Below are 17,505 nucleotides of genomic sequence, written 5' to 3' on the forward strand. Positions count from 1 at the left end.
CGCCGGGTACGACAAAAGTGGTGCCCTGTGGATGACCTTCAACCCTGTGGACGATACCCGTACACCTGTTCGATCGAGATCCCAACACGCCCACAAACAGAGTTAATGCAGCTTGGATGGCACGCGGTCGGGGAAAGCGGCCACCACTGCCCGCCAGACGGTTATCGTCTGCTCACCCTGTGCCAATGCCTGGCGGATCGTGCGCCCGTCGAGGCCCGGCAGGACCTGATCCTCGGCGACGCTCCGCGCGTAGCCGGGCCCGAACACCTGCTCCAACCGCTCCCAGAAGTCCGTCAGTCGCACGCGCCAAATCTACGCGCGCGGCGGCTCGTCACTCCGTAGGGCCAGCGCCAGCAGCGGGAGCACCGCCATGCCCGAGAGCAGGGCGAGCGTCCCGTAACTGCCGATCGCGACGACCACGCCCGACAGCGCGCCGGCCATCGCGCCGGCGAAGCCCATCGCCATGTCGTTGAGGCCCTGCGCGGCCGGCCGGACCACCACGTCGACGGCCTCGGTGAGCAGCGTCGACCCGGCCACCATCGTCGCCGACCAGCCCAGCCCGAGCAGCGCCAGCCCGATCGACAGCCGCACCGTCGCGTGCCCCGCCGACCCGGCCACCGCGCACGCCGCCACCAGCAGGCCGATGCCGAGCAGCACCACCGGCCGCCGGCCCAGCCGGTCGACCAGGAAGCCCATCACCGGCGACAGCGCGTACATGCCGGCGATGTGCAGGCTGAGCACGATGCTGACGATCTTCAGCACGTCGGCGTGGTCGTGCCCGCCGTCGTTGATGTGCACCGGCGTCATCGACATCACGCCGACCATCACGAGGTGCCCGACCGCCACCGCCGACATGCCGAGGCGCGCGGCGGGGTTGCCACGCACGGCCCGCCAGGCGGCCCGCAGGCCGCCGGTGGTTTCGGTTTCAGAAGCAACGGGACGCGCGACAGCGGCGCCCGCGACGGCGGCATCCGTCGCCGACGGGTCCACCGGTGGGGGCGGCTCGGGCGGCTGGGCCTCCAGCTCGAGCTTGCGGGCCAACTGCAGCGGGTCGGGACGCAGGAGGACGAACAGCAGCGCCGCGCCGAGCCCGAACGCCAGCGCGCTGAACACGAACGGCCCGGCGTACTCGCGGATGCCCCAGCCCCGCACGGCCCGGTCGGCCACGGGCGCGAGGATCGGGCCGGCCACGGCACCGATCGTGGTGGCCCACACCACCACCGACAACTGCTTCCCGCGGACGGCGGGGTCGGCCAGGTCGACGGCGGTATACCGGGCCTGCAGGTTGGCCGCGGTGCCGCCGCCGAACAGCAGCGTGCCCAGGAACACGAGGCCGAGCAGGTCGGCGCTCGCGCCGGCCACCACGACGAGGGCGCCGAGCGCGCCCACCAGGTACGCGAACACCAGCCCGGGCCGCCGCCCACCGGTACGCATCAGGCGGGTCGCGGGCACGGCGAGCAGCGCTCCGCCGATGACGGCCGCGCTCGACGCGAGACCCGAGATGCCGGCACCGCCCATATCGGCGGCCAGCAATGCTCCGACCGAGATTCCGATTCCGACGCCGACGCCACCGATCACCTGCGTGGCTATCAACAAATAGAGTGTTCTGCGCTGAACTGCACTGATGTGGGCGGTATCTACATTGACGTCTGACGAAGTGTACGGGGGGCGTTGCAGATCCACGGAAGACCTCGGCGTAAGGGGCGACGGCCGCCTTCCATCCTTGCTGAGATGATCCCATCCGGCCAGAGTTGCCCAGGTCGTGGGCTGAAACTCACAGGAAAGTCATCCCATATATAGATCTTGGCCGGTTACCACCATATTCGCGGTGGTAACCGGCCAGTGCTTCCCCGAAATCTACGCCTGCAACATGTCGTACACGGTTTGCGGCGGATTCACCGTTTGGTTCGCCGGCGGCTTGGTGACCGGGAAGGTGCCCCCGTGTTCGGTGAACGCGAGGTCGAAGGTCGTCTCCTTCTCCGCCCCGTACGCCGGAATCGTCATCTTCCAGGTGGCCAACTTGTTGCCCTCGTTGACCGTCGCCTCGAACGGGATCGCCCGCGCCTTCTCGGCGAGCGCCCGCACGGCGGCGGCGTCGAGGCCGAACGCGTCGCTGCCCTTGCTCAGGTCGAGCGTGCCCTTGTACGAGCGGTCGCCGGTCTTCTGGATGGTGGCGATCGTCTTGGCCAGCGTGTTGACGCCGGTCGGATCGTTCAGGTCGTGGATGCCCAGCGCGCCGAACGACTTGATCTTCGTGCGGTCGATCTTCAGCCACTTCGCCGGGTCGACGCCGGGCAGCGGCAGGCCGGTGATCCGCGCGTACACCTCGGGGTCGACGAGCAGGACCTCGGTCTTGAACTCGACGACGGTGACCGTGATCGAGTTCTGCTTGGTCTTCGGGTCGACCGTGCCGGTGCTGGCCGCGTCGCCGGCCTTCATCGTGAACTTGTAGCTCGTGCGGGTGAGCTCCTGCACCGCGGCGTTCAGGTCGCTGGTGGCGGCGGCCGCGGCCGCCGCCTCGGCCGCCGACGGCGCGCTGCTCTTGGTGCTACCGGGCGGCTTGCTGCTCGTCTTCGGACCGTCGTCGGTGCAGCCGGCCGCCAGGAGCATCGCCGTGACCGCCGTCGCGACAGCGAGCGATCTGAATACGCGCACGGAGTGACCTCCTGGAAGCATCGGGTTCGCGTCTGCGACCCTACAACTGTCCAGCGACGGCCTGGTCACGGCACGACGCGTACCCGTCATACCGGCTGGCGAACCGGCCGGCTCGGCCGGACCGCGTCGACGAGCGCGTCGGCCAGGGGGTCGTAGAACGGTGGACGCATCGGACCGATGCTGATCCGCACCGCGGGCGGGGTGCCGACGCGGTAGAGCGCGCCGGGCGCCACCGCGAAACCGGCGTCGCGGAGCCGGGTGACCGCATAGGTCTCGTCGGCGACCGGCACCCACACGTTGACACCGCTGCGGGCGCGGGCCTCGACACCACGTGCGCGAAGCAGGCCGATAAGTGCGAGGCGACGGTGTGCGTATTCCCTCTTTGCGGCCTGGATCTGCGCGGACGCCGCGCGGTCCGACCACAGCTCCACGACAATTCTCTGCAAAATCGTGGAAACCCAGCCGGCGCCGAGCCGCATGCGTCCCTCGACCCGGGCTACCGTGGTGGCGTCCCCGGCGAGTACCGCGAGCCTCAGATCGGGGCCGAACGGCTTCGACGACGATCGCAGGAACGCCCAGCGGCGGGTGGTTCCGGCGAGTGCCTGCAGCTCCTCGCCGGCCAGCTCGGCGGCGTGATCGTCCTCGATCACCAGCACCTCGGGGAACGGCGCAAGAACCGCGCGGAGGTCGGCTGCCCGGGCCGCGGAGACCACCGCCCCGGTGGGGTTCTGCGCGCGCGACGTGATGACCACCGCCTTGGCGCCCTGGCGGAGCGCTTTCTCCAGGCCCTCCGGATCCGGACCGTCGTCGTCGACGCGCACCGGCAGCGGGTGCAGGCCGAGGGCCGCCACGAGATCGAGCATCGCGGCCCAGCCGGGGTCCTCGACCGCGATCCGGTCGCCGGCGCGCAGGTGCGCGGTGAGGATGCGCTCCAGGCCGTCGAGGGCGCCGGCGGTCACCGTGAGGTGCTCCGACGGCACCGGGCCGAGCCGGGGGCGGGCGTTCTCGAGCAGCTCAGGGAGGGGGTTCGTCGAGTAACCGGTCTTCTCGACCCGGGTGGCGATGCGCTGGAGCGCGGGGCCGAGGTCGGGCAGCAGGTCGCGGTCGGGCTCGCCGGCGGACAGGTCGACGACGCCGGCCGGGACGCTGGGCTGCGCGGCGAGCCGGGAGGAGACCGGTGGCCGGTGCCGCACCCGCGTGCCGTTGCGGCCGGCGGTCTCGACCAGGCCGCGGTCGCGCAGCTGGCGGTACGCGGCGGCGACGGTGTTCGGGCTGACGCCGAGTTCCTCCGCGAGCTGCCGGACCGGCGGCAGGCTCTCGCCCGGCGCGAGGTGGCCGTGGGTGAGCGCGAACTCGACGCTCACCGAAATGCCGGCTGCGGTGGAGCCCTCGAACTGATAACGTACTGCCACAGTTCACAGATTGTATTAGGACAAAGCCATGTACGCAAACACCCCCCGCACCACCGCCACCCGGCACCGCGACCGCATGTCGTACGACCGGGACCTGGTCCACTCGGTCCTCGACGAGGCGTGGGTGTGCCACCTCTCCTTCGTGGTCGACGGCGAGCCCCGCGTCCTGCCGACGCTGCACGTGCGCATCGGTGACGTGCTGTACGTGCACGGCTCCACCGGCAGCCGGCCGCTGCGGTCGGCGCAGCCCGACGGCATCAAGGTGTCCGTCGCCGTCACGCTGCTCGACGGGCTGGTGCTGGCCCGGTCCCAGTTCCACCACAGCGCCAACTACCGGTCGGTGGTCGCGCACGGCACCGCCACCGTGGTCACCGATCCGGCGGAGAAGTCCGCCGTGCTCACGGCGATCGCGGAGAAGATCGCGGTCGGCCGGGCCGCCGACACGCGGCCGCCGACGCCGAAGGAACTCGCGCAGACGTCGGTGCTGGCGCTCCCGCTCGTCGAGGTCGCGGCGAAGATGCGCACCGGGGGCGTGAGCGACGACCCCGAGGACTACGCGCTGCCGCACTGGGCCGGCGTGCTGCCGCTGCGGGTCGTTGCCGGCGACCCGGAGCCCGACAAAGGGGTCGAAGGCGTCCCCGACTACCTCCGCGCCGTGATAGGCGTCACGGGCTAATTCGGCTGCGCCCGAACGGTTCCGGGGCCAGGGTGTAAGCCATGACCGCCGCTACCGCCCCTGACAGTACGGCTCCGGCCCGGGAGTGGTTGCCGGGCCTCGTCGTGCTCGCCGCGATCTGGGGTTCCAGCTTCCTGTTCATCAAGGTCGCCGTCGCCGAGATGCACCCGACCTACCTCACGCTGGGCCGGGTCGGCTCGGGCGCGGTGGCACTGCTCATCGTCCTGCTGATCACCCGCGACCGGCTGCCCCGGTCGAAGCGGGTGTGGCTGCACCTCAACATCATGAGCGCGTTCGGCGTCGTGCTGCCGTTCACGCTGTTCGGCTACGGCGAGGAGCGGGTCTCGTCGGTGCTCGCCGGCATCTGGAACGCCGCCACGCCGCTGATCGTGCTCCCGATGGCGTTGCTGGTGTTCCGCACCGAGCAGCCCGCGGTCCGCAAGGCGGTCGGCGTGGTGGTCGGGTTCCTCGGCGTGCTCGTGGTGCTCGGGGTGTGGGAGGGCGTCGGCGGCACGCAGCTCACCGGTCAGCTCATGTGCTTCGCGGCGGCGGCCTGCTACGGCGTGGCGATCCCGTACCAGAAGAAGTTCCTGGCCGGCGAGCCGCTGTCCGGGCTGTCGCTCACGACCGGCCAGTTGCTGGTCGCCACCGCGCAGATCGCGATCGTGGCGCCGCTGGTCGGCGGGGCGCCGCCGGCCGTCGGTGACCTGCCCCTGAAGGTGATCAGCAGCGTCCTCGCGATCGGGGTCCTCGGCACCGGGCTTGCGTTCGTGATCAACATCCGCAACGTGCGGCTCGCCGGTGCCAGCGCGGCGTCCATGGTCACCTACGTCATCCCGCTGTTCGCCGTGGTGATCGGCATGATCGTGCTGGGCGAGGGGCTGAGCTGGTACCAGCCGGTCGGCGCCCTGATCGTCCTGTTCGGTGTCGCGGTGTCCCAGGGTGTCGTGCGCAGGCCCACCTCCAAACGGGAGGTGGCGCCGGCCCCGGGGCCGGCGTCGTCTGGACTGAGGAGCGCAGCGAGCGAAGCGACCGGAGCGACGAGGGAAGACGGCGCCTCCTTGGGCTCCGGGGCCCGCGCGAGCGGAGCGAGCGCCTGAAGCAGAGCCGGGGAAACTGTCGTACCGGCGGGGCACCATTGACCGCATGGCACTGCACCTGTTCGGCACGGCGACGCGCGAGTGGTTCGGGGCGGCGTTCGCCGAGCCCACGGCCGCCCAGCAGGGCGCCTGGAAGGCGATCGCCGCAGGTCGGCATGCCCTGGTCGTGGCACCCACCGGGTCCGGCAAGACACTCGCGGCGTTCCTGTGGTCGCTCAACAAGCTGGCCGAGGAGCCACCGCCGGCCGAGAAGCTGAAGCGTTGCCGGGTGCTCTACGTCAGCCCGCTCAAGGCACTGGCGGTCGACGTCGAGCGCAACCTGCGGGCGCCGCTGGCCGGCATCCGGCAGGCCGCCGCCCGGCTGAGCCTGCCGGTCCCCGACGTCACGGTGTCGATGCGCACCGGCGACACCCCGGCCGACGAGCGGCGCACGTTCGCGCGGGCACCGTCCGACATCCTGATCACCACCCCCGAGTCGCTGTTCCTGCTGCTCACGAGCGCTGCCCGCGAGTCGTTGCGCGGCGTCGAAACGGTGATCGTCGACGAGGTGCACGCCGTCTGCTCCACCAAGCGCGGCGCCCACCTGGCCCTGTCACTGGAACGGCTCGACGCGCTGCTGGAGAAGCCGGCGCAGCGGATCGGCCTGTCGGCCACCGTGCGTCCGATCGAGGAGACCGCGCGGTTCCTCGGCGGCACCGCACCCGTCGAGATCGTGCAGCCCCGCACGCCGAAGACCATCCAGGTCGAGGTTCAGGTGCCGGTCGCCGACATGACCCGGCTCGACGAGGAGGACGACGCCGACCCCGACGAGAGCGGGGTGGCGCGCCAGGCGTCGATCTGGCCGGCGGTCGAGGAGCGGGTGTCGGAGCTGATCGCGGCCCACCGGTCCACGATCGTGTTCACCAACTCGCGGCGCGGGGCCGAGCGGCTGTGCGCGCGGCTCAACGAGATCGCGGCGGGACGCGTGGTCCCGGCCAACACGCCGGCCGAGATCATGGCGCAGGCGGGGCAGGCGGCCGGCGCGGCGCCGGTCATCGCGCGGGCGCACCACGGCTCCGTGTCGCGCGAGGAGCGCAAGCACATCGAAGAGGCGCTGAAGTCCGGGCAGTTGCCCGCCGTGGTGGCCACGTCCAGCCTGGAGCTGGGCATCGACATGGGCGCGGTCGATCTCGTGGTGCAGATCGAGGCGCCGCCGAGCGTCGCCGCGGGCCTGCAACGGGTCGGTCGGGCCGGGCACCAGGTGGGCGCCGTGTCGCGCGGCGTGGTCTTCCCCAAGCACCGGGGCGACCTCCTGTCGTGCGCCGTCGTGGCCGAGCGCATGGTCGAGGGTGGCATCGAGGCGATGCGCTACCCGCGCAACCCGCTCGACGTGCTGGCCCAGCAGGTCGTCGCGATGGTGTCGATGGAGCCGTGGACGCTGCCCGAGTTGGCCGCCGCCGTTCGCCGGGCGGCGCCGTTCGCCGAGCTGCCCGAGTCGGCCCTGCGGGCGGTGCTCGACATGCTGGCCGGCCGGTACCCGTCGACGGCGTTCGCCGAGCTGCGGCCGCGCATCGTGTGGAACCGCGCCACCGACGAGCTCACCGCGCGCCCCGGCGCGCAGCGGCTCGCGGTCACCAGCGGCGGCACGATCCCCGACCGGGGGCTGTTCGGCGTGTTCCTGGCCCACACCGAGAAGCCGGTGCGGGTCGGCGAGCTCGACGAGGAGATGGTCTACGAGTCGCGGGTCGGCGACGTGTTCCTGCTCGGGTCCACGTCCTGGCGCATCGAAGACATCACGCCCGACCGGGTGCTGGTGAGCCCCGCGCCCGGGCAGGCGGCGAAGATGCCGTTCTGGAAGGGCGACCAGGCGGGCCGCCCGATCGAGCTGGGCCGGGCCATCGGTGCCCGGCTGCGGGGGCTGGCGAAGTCCCCGGCCGACGAGGCCCGGCAGAAGCTCACCGAGTCGGGGCTCGACGAGTGGGCGGTCGACAACCTCCTCGCCTACCTCTCCGAGCAGCGCGAGGCGATCCGGCAACTGCCCGACGACCGCACGGTCGTGGTCGAGCGGTTCCGCGACGAGCTGGGCGACTGGCGGTTGACCGTCCACTGTGTACTCGGGGCGAAGGTCAACGCGCCGTGGGCGCTGGCGATCGGGCGCCGGCTCAGCGAGCGGTACGGCGTCGACGGGCAGGTCATGCCCAGCGACGACGGCATCGTGGTGCGGCTGCCCGACATCGCGGAGGAGCCGCCCGGCGCCGACCTGGTGACGTTCGACGCCGACGAGATCCGCACGATGGTCGAGGAGACCGTGGGCACGTCGGCGATGTTCGCCGCCCGGTTCCGCGAGTGCGCCGCCCGGTCGCTGCTGCTCCCCCGGCGCGACCCGCGCAAGCGGCAGCCGTTGTGGCAACAGCGGCAGCGCGCGTCCCAGTTGCTCGACGTCGCCCGCGAGTACGCCGACTTCCCGGTCACCCTGGAGGCCGCCCGCGAGTGCCTGCAGGACATCTTCGACGTCGACGGCCTGGTCGGGCTGATGGGCGACGTCGCCTCGCGCAAGGTCCGGTTGGTCGAGGCCGAGACCCCGCGCCCGTCGCCGTTCGCCCGGTCGCTGCTGTTCGGGTACGTGGGCGCGTTCCTCTACGAGGGCGACGCCCCATTGGCCGAGCGCCGGGCCGCGGCGCTGGCGCTCGACTCCACGCTGCTGGGCGAGCTGCTGGGCCGGGTCGAGCTGCGCGACCTGCTCGACCCCGACGTGGTCCGCAGCACCCACGAGCAGTTGCAGTGGCTCACCCCCGAGCGGCGGGTCCGCGACGCGGAAGACGTGGCCGAGCTGCTCCGGCTGCTCGGCGACCTGTCCGACGAGGAGCTCCGGGAACGCGGCGCCGAGCCGGCCTGGGCGGCCGAGCTGGGCGCGGCCCGGCGGGCGATCCGGGTCCGCATCGCCGGTGCCGAACGCTGGATCGCGGTGGAAGACGCGGCCCGGGTGCGCGACGCGCTGGGCGTGGCCCTGCCGGTCGGTATCCCCGACGCCTACCTGGAGACGGTCACCGACCCGCTGGGCGACCTGATCGCCCGCTACTGCCGCACCCGTGGCCCGTTCACCACGGCGGCCGTCGCGCAACGGTTCGGGCTCGGCGTCTACGTCGTCGACCAGACCCTCAAGCGGCTCACCTCGGCCGTCCCCGGGTCGTACACGCCGCAGGAAACGGCGGGCGAATGGTGCGACGCCGAGGTGCTGCGCCTGCTGCGCCGGCGGTCGCTCGCCGCGCTACGCCGCGAGATCGAGCCGGTGCCGCCGGCGGTGCTGGCCCGGTTCCTGCCCCGGTGGCAGCACATCGGATCGTCCGGCCGTGGCGTCGAGGCGGTCGCGGCCGCGATCGACCAGATCCAGGGCGTGCCGGTGCCGGCGTCGGCGCTGGAGCGGTTGGTGCTGCCGGCCCGCGTCGCCGACTACTCGGCCGCGTACGTCGACGAGCTGTGCGCGTCCGGCGAGCTGGTGTGGGCCGGTGCGGGGGCGATCGCCGGCGGCGGCGACGGCTGGATCACGCTGGCCTACGCCGAGAACGCGCCGCTGGTCCTCGCGAAGCCCGAACCCGAGGCGGTCGCCACCCCGCTGCACGAGGCGATCCTCGACACACTCGGCGACGGCCAGGCCCTGTTCCTCCGCAATCTGGCGGAGAAGACCGGTGCGCCGCTGGAGAAGGACCTGCTCGCCGCGCTGTGGGACCTCGTCTGGGGCGGCCACGTCTCCAACGACACGCTGGCGCCGCTGCGCGGCCTGATCACGCGGGGGACCCACCGGGCCAAGGCGGCTCCGAGCCGGTCGAGGTACCGCCGGCCGGGTCGCCCGCTGGTGAGCGCGGGGCCGCCGAGCGGTGCTGGCCGCTGGTACCGGCTCCCGGAGCGCGACCTCGACCCCACCCGGCGCGCCGCGTTCACCGCCGACCTGCTGCTCGAACGGTACGGCGTGGTCACGCGGGGCGCGGTGATGGCCGAGGGTCATCCCGGCGGGTTCGCCGGCGTCTACCCGGTGCTCGCCGCGCTGGAGGAGCGCGGCGCCGCCCGGCGCGGCTACTTCGTCGAGGGGCTCGGTGCCGCCCAGTTCGCCCTGCCCGGCGCGGTCGACCGGTTGCGCGGCATGGCCGAGCGGTCCGACGAGCAGGCCGTGGTGCTCGCCACCACCGACCCGGCCAACCCGTACGGCGCCGCCCTGCCGTGGCCCGATCGGGTGGTCGACGAGCTCACCACCGGTCACCGGCCGGGGCGCAAGGCCGGGGCGCTCGCCGTCCTCACCGGTGGCGACCTGGCGCTCTACGTCGAACGGGGCGGCCGCACGCTGCTCTCGTTCACCGACGACAAGGAGGCGCTCGCCGCGGGGGCGAAGGCACTGGCCGACGCCGTCCACAGTGGAGCGTTGGGCGCGATGTCGGTGGAGCGCGTCGACGGCGAGGCGATCCACTCGTCACCGTTGCGCGACGCCCTCACCTCGGCCGGCTTCCGGGTCACTCCCCGGGGGCTCCGGCTCCGCGGATGAAGGAGAGCATCGCGGCGAGCACCTCGGCGGGGCGCTCCTCCAGCATCATGTGCCCGCAGTCGATGTCGACCAGCGTCACGTCGCAGCCGTCCGCCGCGCACAGTTTCAGGAAGTGGCGGCGCACCACCTTCTCGCGAGGCGCCCGCAGGATCAGCGTCGGCACCGACGGCGGCGGCGTCACCGGATCACGCGACAACTCCGAGTAGACGGTGGCGGCCGCGGCCGGTCGCACCCGGAACCGGTACGTGCCGTCGTCGCCGCGGGCCAGGTGCCCGTCGATCTCGGCGGAACGCACCGCCGCCGACGCGTCGGGCCAGGCCCGGGCCAGCCACTCGGCGGCCATTTCCGGTGAGGGGAACGACTTCTGTGTGATCGCCGCGTCGGCCTCCCGCCCGGCCACCTCCGGATGGACCCCCATCGCCGGGTCGACCAGCAGCAGGCGGCGCACCCGGGCGGGCTCCAGGCGGGCGATCCGCACCGCGAGGGCGCCGCCGAACGAGTGCCCGACCAGGTCGACCGGTGGCAGGTCGGCGAGGAGAGCCAGCACGTCGTCGGCGAAGCGCTCCATGGTCCACGGCGGGTCCCACGACGAGAGCCCGTGACCGGCCAGGTCGGGCGCGTACACCCGCCGGCCGAGCGCCGCGAGCGGCGCCCACCGCCCGCCGTACCCCTGCACCCCGTGCAGCGCCACGAGGGGCGGATCGGCCGGATCCCCGAACTGGTGAACGTTCAGCACGCCGACCAGTCTTACACTGCCCCGATGCGTCCTGGCCTCCTGCGTAACGCGTCCACGGCCGTGGCCGCTCCCCTGGTGACCGCCGCGGTGCTCGCCACCGCGATGGTCGGCCTCGCCGAACTCACCGACGCCACCACGCTCGACGAGTCGTTCGAAGCCGGTGGCGAACGGGTCATCGACGTGCAGATGACGCTGATCGCCTACCTGTGCGCCACCGCGGTCGTCATCGGGGCCACGGCCGTCCCCACCGGGCGTCGCGCGCTGCGCCGCATCCCGCCGGTGGCTGCCGCGGTCGGTGCGCTCGCGCCGATTCCGCTGGTCAACGGCCGCGCCACCGAGTACATCGGCGGCCTCGCCACCGACGCGGTGCTGGCGGGCGTGATCGTGGGCGGGATCGCCGCGTTCCTGCTTGGCCCGCTCGGCGTGCGGGCGCTGATCGGCGTGGCCAGCCACCTCGTCCTGCTGTGGGTGGCCACGCTCGCGTTCATCGGCTGGACCGAGACCGTCGTCTACGCCGGCCTCGTGCAGCCGATCGGCACCACCGTCCTCGACGACCTGCTCGGTGACGCCCTCGGCTACCACCTGCCGACGCTGCTCCCGTACGCGCTGGTCGCCGTCGCGGTGACGGCCGCGCTCGGGTACTGGTTCGCCCGCCGGGGCGCGTCCCGCGGCACCGCCGTCCTGGCCGCCACCGCCGCGCCGATACTGGCCGCCGTCCTCTACCCCGTGGTCGGCATGGACCTCTGGAACGGCAAAACCGCCCCGGTCGCGGCGGGAGTCGCGGTGATCGGCGCCCTGGCGGCCCTCGCGGCCACCGCACGCACCAAACCCGCCGTGCCCGCCGCCCGCAGGAGTTGATCTTGCAGTTGTGGTGGCGCCCAAACCGGCACAAAACAGGGTGAGCGCGGCACCACAACTGCAAGATCGACTGGGGTTCAGCGGAGGTGGGGCATGACCTCCGATGCGATCAGGTCCAGGTGGTCGAGGTCCTGCAGGTCGAGGATCTGGAGGAAGGCCCTCGTGGCGCCGGCCACGCCGAACTCGCCCAACCGGTCGACCAGCTCGCTCGGCGTCCCCGAGAGGCCGTTTTCCGCCATCCGGCCGGCCGCCGCCACGCGGCGCTTGACCTCGGCGGCGTCGCGGCCGACCGCGACGGTCTGTGCCATCGAGAGGACGATGGGCCGGTCGACCAGCGCGCGGACCCGGTCGAACGCGTCCCGGGTCCGGTCCAACGGCTGGAACGGCACGTTGTACTCGGCCGCGAAGCGGGCCGCCAGCGCCGGGGTCCGCTTCGGGCCGGCGCCGCCGACGATGACGTGCACCGGCTGCTGCACCGGCTTCGGCAGGGCCGGCGAGTCGACCAGGGTGTAGTGGCGGCCGGCGAACGAGTACGGCTCGACGGCCGACCACAGGCCGGTGACGATCTCCAGCTGCTCCTCCAGGCGGTCGAAGCGCTCGCCCACCGGCGGGAACGGGATCCCGTACGCGGTGTGCTCGGCCTCGAACCAGCCCGTACCGAGGCCGAAGTCGACCCGGCCGTTGCTCATCTGGTCGACCTGCGCCACCGCGATCGCCAGCGGCCCGGGCAGCCGGAACGTCGCCGACGACACCAGCGTGCCCAACCGGATCGTGCTGGTCTCGCGGGCGAGCGCGCCCAGCGTCACCCACGAGTCGGTCGGGCCGGGCAGGCCGGTGCGGCTCATCGTGAGGAAATGGTCGGAGCGGAAGAACGCGTCGAACCCGCACTCCTCGGCCCGGCGGGCCACGGCCAGCTGGTCGTCGTACGACGCGCCGTTCTGGGGCTCGATGAAGACACACAAGCGCATGATCTCCACCCTACGAGTCCACGCTCTGGCGTTCCGACCGCATGAGCAGGAACACAGTTCCCAGCAGGATCGCCCCGCCCACGGCGGCCACGGGCGTCAGCCGCTCGCCCAGCAGCGTCACCGCGACGGCCGCGGCCGTGACCGGCTCGACCAGCGCGACCACCGACGCCGTGGTCGCCCGCACCACCGCGAGACCGGCGAAGAACAGCGCGTACGCCAGGGCGGTCGGCACCGCCATGAGGTAGAACAGCAGGCCCGCCGTCAGCACGACGCCACCGGAGGACGGCAGCGGGCCGTCGATGATCGCCAGCGGCGCCAGCACGACCGCGCCGACGCCGAAGCCGCCGAGCGCGGTGTCGTACCGGTCCAGGCCGTTCCCCCGCCGGGTCAGCAAGGTGACGGACGCATAGCCGGCCGCCGACAGCAGCGCGAACCCGACGCCGACCGGATCGACCCCGGCATCGGCGCCGGTGCCCGCACCGACACCGACCACGCCGTCGCCCACCAGGAGAACGAGCCCGAGCACCGCGCCGACGCACGCGGCGACGCCCGCGCCGTCCAATCTCTCGATGCCCGCGAGCCGCGCGCCGACCGCGATCAGCACCGGCCCGGCGCCCAACGTGACGACCGTGGCCACCGCCAGCCCGGTGTACTGGATCGCGACGAAGTACGCGGTCTGATACAGGGCCAGGCCGCAGCCCGTCACCGTCATCGAACCCCAGGAACCACGCGGAAAGCGCAACCTTCCGCGCGGACCGAACCACCGGCGGACCCCGGCCAGCAGCAGCACGCCGCCGACGAACCGCCACCACGACACCGCGACCGGGCCGAGCCCGCTCGTGTCGTACAGAACCGCCGCTACCGCGCCACCGGTGCCCCACGCCGTGGCCGCGATGCAGACGAACCAGAGTCCCCGCCCGACGGGCAGGGATGAGTTGCTTGCCAATGTTGTCTCCGCTTCAGAGTGGTCACGTCAAGGAAGGAAGGCGACGCGGACCACCCCGAGCGGCTCAGAACGCCGGTCGGGGCTGCGGTGCCGCCGCCGCTAGGCGGCGACGGGTGGAGACAACAGACGCATGGGTCGGCACGTTACCGGGCAAAGGCGCATCGAATCCATACGATTACCCGCATGCCGCGGTACGACTGCATCTCGTTCACGACCGACTACGGCTTGTCCGACGGATTCGTCGCCGCCTGCCACGGCGTGCTCGCCCGGCTGGCCCCGCACGCCCGGATCATCGACGTGACCCACCTGGTGCCGCCCGGCGAGGTGGCGCAGGGCGCGACCGTGCTCGCCCAGACCGTGCCGCACCTGCCGGTGGGCGTCCACGTCGCGGTCGTCGATCCGGGCGTCGGCACGGCCCGCCGATCGGTGCTCGTGGAGACGCCGTCCGGTCTGCTCGTCGGGCCCGACAACGGGCTGCTGCCGGCGGCGGCCGAGGCGCTGGGTGGCGCCCGGCGGGCGGTGGTGCTCGACAACCCGGAGTGGCACCTACCGGTGGTCTCGGCGACGTTCCACGGCCGCGATGTCTTCGCGCCGGTGGCGGCGCGACTCGCGCTGGGCGGTGATCCGTCGGACGCCGGAACCGAGATCCTGCCGAACAGCCTGGTCCGGCTGCCGGAACCGGTGCTGGTGCTCGGCGACGACTGGCTGGAGGCGGAGGTCACCGCGGTCGACCGGTTCGGCAACGTCCAACTGGCCGCGCCCGGTGCGGCCCTCGACGGGTACCCGACCGCGGTGCTCATCGGCGGGCTGCGCGCCGCCCGCGGCCGCACGTTCGGTGACGCGCGGGCGGGCGAACTCGTCGTGTACGTCGACTCGGCCGGCCGGGTGGCGGTCGCGGTCAACGGCGGCCGCGCGGTGGTCGCGCTCGGCGTCACCCACGGCGACGTGCTGCGCGTGGAACGCGAGAACTGATCCGTGCCCGAAGGAGACACCGTCTGGAACACCGCCCGGGTGCTGGACCGCCTGGTGGGCCAGACGCTGGAGCGGGGCGAGTTCCGCGTCCCGCGGCTGGCCGGTGCCGACGTCTCGGGATGGCGGGTGGCGGAGTCGGCGAGCCGGGGCAAGCACCTGCTGTTGCGGTTGCTGGACAAGGACCACGAGCCCTGGACGCTGCACTCGCACCTGCGCATGGACGGCGCCTGGCGCGTCTACAAGCCCGGCGAACGGTGGAGCGGCCGGCCCGCCCACCTGATCCGGGTCGTGCTCCGGGCCGAGCGTGCGGTGGCCGTCGGCTACCACCTGCACGAACTCGACCTGGTGCCGGCGAGCAGGGAAGGCGCGCTGGTCGACCACCTCGGACCGGACCTGCTGGGCGCCGACTGGGACCCGGCCGAGGCCGTCCGCCGCATCGGGCAGCGACCCGAGCGCGAGATCGCCGACGCCCTGCTCGACCAGCGGAACCTCGCCGGCATCGGCAACCTCTACAAGAGCGAGACGCTGTTCCTGCGCGGGATCAACCCCTGGCGCACCGTCGGCGAGATCGTCGAGTTGGAGAAGACGGTGACGCTGGCGCAGAAACTGCTCGCCGCCAACAAGGGACGCTGGAGCCAGGCCACCACCGGCTCACTGCGGCGGGGCGAGCAGCACTGGGTCTTCGAGCGGGCCGGCTCACCCTGCCGGCGCTGCGGCACCACGATCCGCCGCTCGAAACAGGGCGACCACGAACGCATCAGCTACTGGTGCCCGACCTGCCAGCCCGGCACGGAATCCCCGGCCGGCCAGGGTCGCCCGACGCTGGCCAGGGACTAGGGCATCTGGGTGCGGAGGTCGGCCAGACCGGCGCTCACGCCGCGAAGGAGGTCGGCGGCCTCCGTCAGGCGGGCAGCCGCCGGGTCCATGAACTTGGCGCCCATGCGGCCGTCTTCGGCGACGAAACTGGCGCCGGCCGCGACCAGCCGCTCGTAGGCGGTGACGCCCTCGGTGATCTGGCCCATGAGATCGACGTGCGCGGCGGCCAGCCCCTGGCGGCTGTCGAGGGCGCCGTCGGTGCCCGCCGGCAGGCCGGGGATGGTCTTCATCGTCCGCTCGACGGTGGCCGCCCGCTCGACCAGGTCGGTCAGGGTGCGCTCGGCGGTGGCGGCTTCGAGCACCGCGTCGGCCGCGATGCCGTGGAGCCGGGGCGCGATGCCGGCGAACGTCATCGACGCCCGGTCGAGCCGCATCCACAGCGGCGCCACGGCCAGCCCCCGGTACTTGAGGCGGGCCCGGTGGCGACGCAGTTCGGTGATCGCGCTCTGCCCGGCCGGCACGCTGCTCACCGCCGAGACGACCTTGCGCCGCAGTTCGGCGGCGACGGTTGCCGGGTCGGTGGGTTCGGGCACGGGCAGCGCCTTCATCTCGCGGAAGTCGCGCCACCGCCAGACGGCCAGGGCCACCGCGGCACCGGCACCGGCGGCCCAGCCCGCGTCGCCCACGCCGAGGCCCTCGTACGGGACGAGGATCGCGGTGGCACCGGCCAGCCCGCCGCCGATGACCGACCACCGCCGGGCCGAACCCAACAGGCGGCGCAGCCGACGCAGGTGCTTCGTTCGCTGATCAGCCATGATCTCTACCGCCCAAATCCCGCACAAGACGGCGGCATGACCGCCTCCGCTTCACCCCGGCGGCCAGGCCGGCCGCCGTCCATCATGATCAGTTCGAGCCGGCGGGCTTCTGCAGGCTCGCCCGGATCTGTGCGAGCCGGGCGGCGCTTGCCGGGTCGCCGCCGGTTCCGTTGCCCGTGTTCGCGCCGGCCTGGCCGGGACCGACCGCCGGCTGCTGCGGGCCCGCCTCGACCCCCTGCATGCTCTGGCGGATCTGGTCGAGCCGGGATGCGCCGGCCATGTCGAGCGTCGACTTCTGCACTTCGAGCATGCGGCCCTCGACCGAGTTGCCGGCGAGCTCGGCCCGACCCATCGCGTTGGCGTACCGGCGCTCGATGCGCTCGCGCACGTCGTCGAGCGACGGGGTGTTGCCGGGCGCGGCCAGCGAGCTCATCGACTCGAGCGAGCGGGCGATGGTCTCCTGCATGCGGGCCTGCTCGAGCTGGCTGAGCAGCTTGGTGCGCTCGGCGAGCTTCTGCTGGAGGACCATCGAGTTGTTCTCGACCGCCCGCCGGGCCTGCGCCGCGGCGCCGAGCGCCTGGTCGTGCAGGGTCTTCATGTCTTCCATGCTCTGCTCGGCCGCGACCAGCTGGGTCGCGAACACCTGTGCGGTGTTCTCGTACTCGCCGGCCTTGGTCGTGTTGCCCTGCGCGCGGGCCTGGTCGGCCAGCACGAGCGCCTGCCGGGCCGAGCCCTGCAGCTTCTCGACCTCGCCCATCGTGCGCGAGAGCTTCATCTCGAGCTGACGCTGGTTGCCGATCACCGCGGCCGCCTGCTGCACGAGCGCCTGGTGGGTGCGCTGGGCCTCTTCGACCGCCTGCTGGATCTGCACCTTCGGGTCGGCATACTCGTCGATCTTGGCTCCGAACAGCGCCATCAGGTACTTGAAGCCCTTAGCGAAAGGGTTCGCCATTGTTCGCGGTCCTCTCTCCCCCGTCGACCAGCGCCGCCGCTGTAGTCATCGTCTGTGTTCGCCCGCCTGCTCCGGTGCGGCTTCCA

Annotated in this window: 15 protein-coding genes; 6 read left to right on the plus strand and 9 right to left on the minus strand. The window is 72.7% G+C overall.

Annotated features, from left to right (window positions below; all coding sequences use genetic code 11):
* Positions 1-102: 102 nt before the first annotated feature.
* From Vau01_RS02085 to Vau01_RS02100, 4 genes are all read right to left on the minus strand, one after another.
* Entirely contained in the window at positions 103-303 is a 201-nt protein-coding gene (locus Vau01_RS02085) for a DUF3046 domain-containing protein (protein WP_203986387.1), read from the minus strand.
* A gap of 9 nt (positions 304-312) precedes the next feature.
* A complete protein-coding gene (locus Vau01_RS02090; protein ID WP_203986389.1) occupies positions 313-1,683 on the minus strand; it encodes an MFS transporter in 1,371 nt (456 codons plus the stop codon).
* A gap of 174 nt (positions 1,684-1,857) precedes the next feature.
* On the minus strand, positions 1,858-2,655 hold the full coding sequence (locus Vau01_RS02095; protein WP_203986392.1) for a hypothetical protein: 798 nt from the start codon (positions 2,653-2,655) through the stop codon (positions 1,858-1,860).
* 86 nt (positions 2,656-2,741) lie between these two features.
* Positions 2,742-4,067: an aminotransferase class I/II-fold pyridoxal phosphate-dependent enzyme gene (locus Vau01_RS02100; RefSeq protein ID WP_203986396.1), complete on the minus strand. Its 1,326-nt coding sequence runs from the start codon at positions 4,065-4,067 to the stop codon at positions 2,742-2,744.
* 28 nt (positions 4,068-4,095) lie between these two features.
* Here Vau01_RS02100 and Vau01_RS02105 point away from each other — a divergent pair, with 28 nt between their 5' ends.
* The 3 genes from Vau01_RS02105 to Vau01_RS02115 are packed head-to-tail and all read left to right on the plus strand — an operon-like array spanning position 4,096 to position 10,356.
* Positions 4,096-4,743, plus strand: coding sequence for a pyridoxamine 5'-phosphate oxidase family protein (locus Vau01_RS02105; RefSeq protein ID WP_203986399.1), 648 nt, complete (start codon positions 4,096-4,098; stop codon positions 4,741-4,743).
* A gap of 41 nt (positions 4,744-4,784) precedes the next feature.
* On the plus strand, positions 4,785-5,843 hold the full coding sequence (locus Vau01_RS02110; RefSeq protein WP_203986402.1) for a DMT family transporter: 1,059 nt from the start codon (positions 4,785-4,787) through the stop codon (positions 5,841-5,843).
* Positions 5,844-5,889: 46 nt separating this feature from the next.
* A complete protein-coding gene (locus tag Vau01_RS02115; RefSeq protein WP_203986406.1) occupies positions 5,890-10,356 on the plus strand; it encodes an ATP-dependent helicase in 4,467 nt (1,488 codons plus the stop codon).
* Here the strand turns inward: Vau01_RS02115 and Vau01_RS02120 are convergent.
* On the minus strand, positions 10,325-11,092 hold the full coding sequence (locus tag Vau01_RS02120) for an alpha/beta fold hydrolase (RefSeq protein ID WP_239151232.1): 768 nt from the start codon (positions 11,090-11,092) through the stop codon (positions 10,325-10,327). The two genes, Vau01_RS02115 and Vau01_RS02120, sit on opposite strands and share 32 nt — an antisense overlap.
* A 24-nt stretch (positions 11,093-11,116) precedes the next feature.
* Here Vau01_RS02120 and Vau01_RS02125 point away from each other — a divergent pair, with 24 nt between their 5' ends.
* Positions 11,117-11,950: a hypothetical protein gene (locus Vau01_RS02125; RefSeq protein WP_203986652.1), complete on the plus strand. Its 834-nt coding sequence runs from the start codon at positions 11,117-11,119 to the stop codon at positions 11,948-11,950.
* Between the two features lie 77 nt (positions 11,951-12,027).
* Here Vau01_RS02125 and Vau01_RS02130 read toward each other — a convergent pair whose 3' ends face one another.
* Complete coding sequence (locus Vau01_RS02130; RefSeq protein ID WP_203986409.1) at positions 12,028-12,918, minus strand: LLM class F420-dependent oxidoreductase; 891 nt, start codon at positions 12,916-12,918, stop codon at positions 12,028-12,030.
* 10 nt (positions 12,919-12,928) lie between these two features.
* Complete coding sequence (locus Vau01_RS02135) at positions 12,929-13,864, minus strand: EamA family transporter (protein WP_203986412.1); 936 nt, start codon at positions 13,862-13,864, stop codon at positions 12,929-12,931.
* Positions 13,865-14,047: 183 nt separating this feature from the next.
* Between Vau01_RS02135 and Vau01_RS02140 the strand changes: the two genes are divergently transcribed.
* Positions 14,048-14,836: an SAM hydrolase/SAM-dependent halogenase family protein gene (locus Vau01_RS02140; RefSeq protein WP_203986415.1), complete on the plus strand. Its 789-nt coding sequence runs from the start codon at positions 14,048-14,050 to the stop codon at positions 14,834-14,836.
* 3 nt (positions 14,837-14,839) lie between these two features.
* Entirely contained in the window at positions 14,840-15,673 is an 834-nt protein-coding gene (locus Vau01_RS02145) for a DNA-formamidopyrimidine glycosylase family protein (RefSeq protein WP_203986418.1), read from the plus strand.
* Here Vau01_RS02145 and pspM read toward each other — a convergent pair.
* Positions 15,670-16,467 (minus strand): phage shock envelope stress response protein PspM, encoded by a 798-nt coding sequence (gene pspM / locus Vau01_RS02150; protein ID WP_203986420.1) that lies wholly within the window; start codon positions 16,465-16,467, stop codon positions 15,670-15,672. The two genes, Vau01_RS02145 and pspM, sit on opposite strands and share 4 nt — an antisense overlap.
* Before the next feature lie 88 nt (positions 16,468-16,555).
* Positions 16,556-17,419, minus strand: a complete 864-nt coding sequence (locus Vau01_RS02155) for a PspA/IM30 family protein (protein ID WP_203986422.1) — start codon at positions 17,417-17,419, stop codon at positions 16,556-16,558.
* Positions 17,420-17,505 lie beyond the last annotated feature (86 nt).

The sequence above is a fragment of the Virgisporangium aurantiacum genome (assembly GCF_016863635.1).
GTDB classification, from domain to species: Bacteria; Actinomycetota; Actinomycetes; order Mycobacteriales; family Micromonosporaceae; genus Virgisporangium; species Virgisporangium aurantiacum.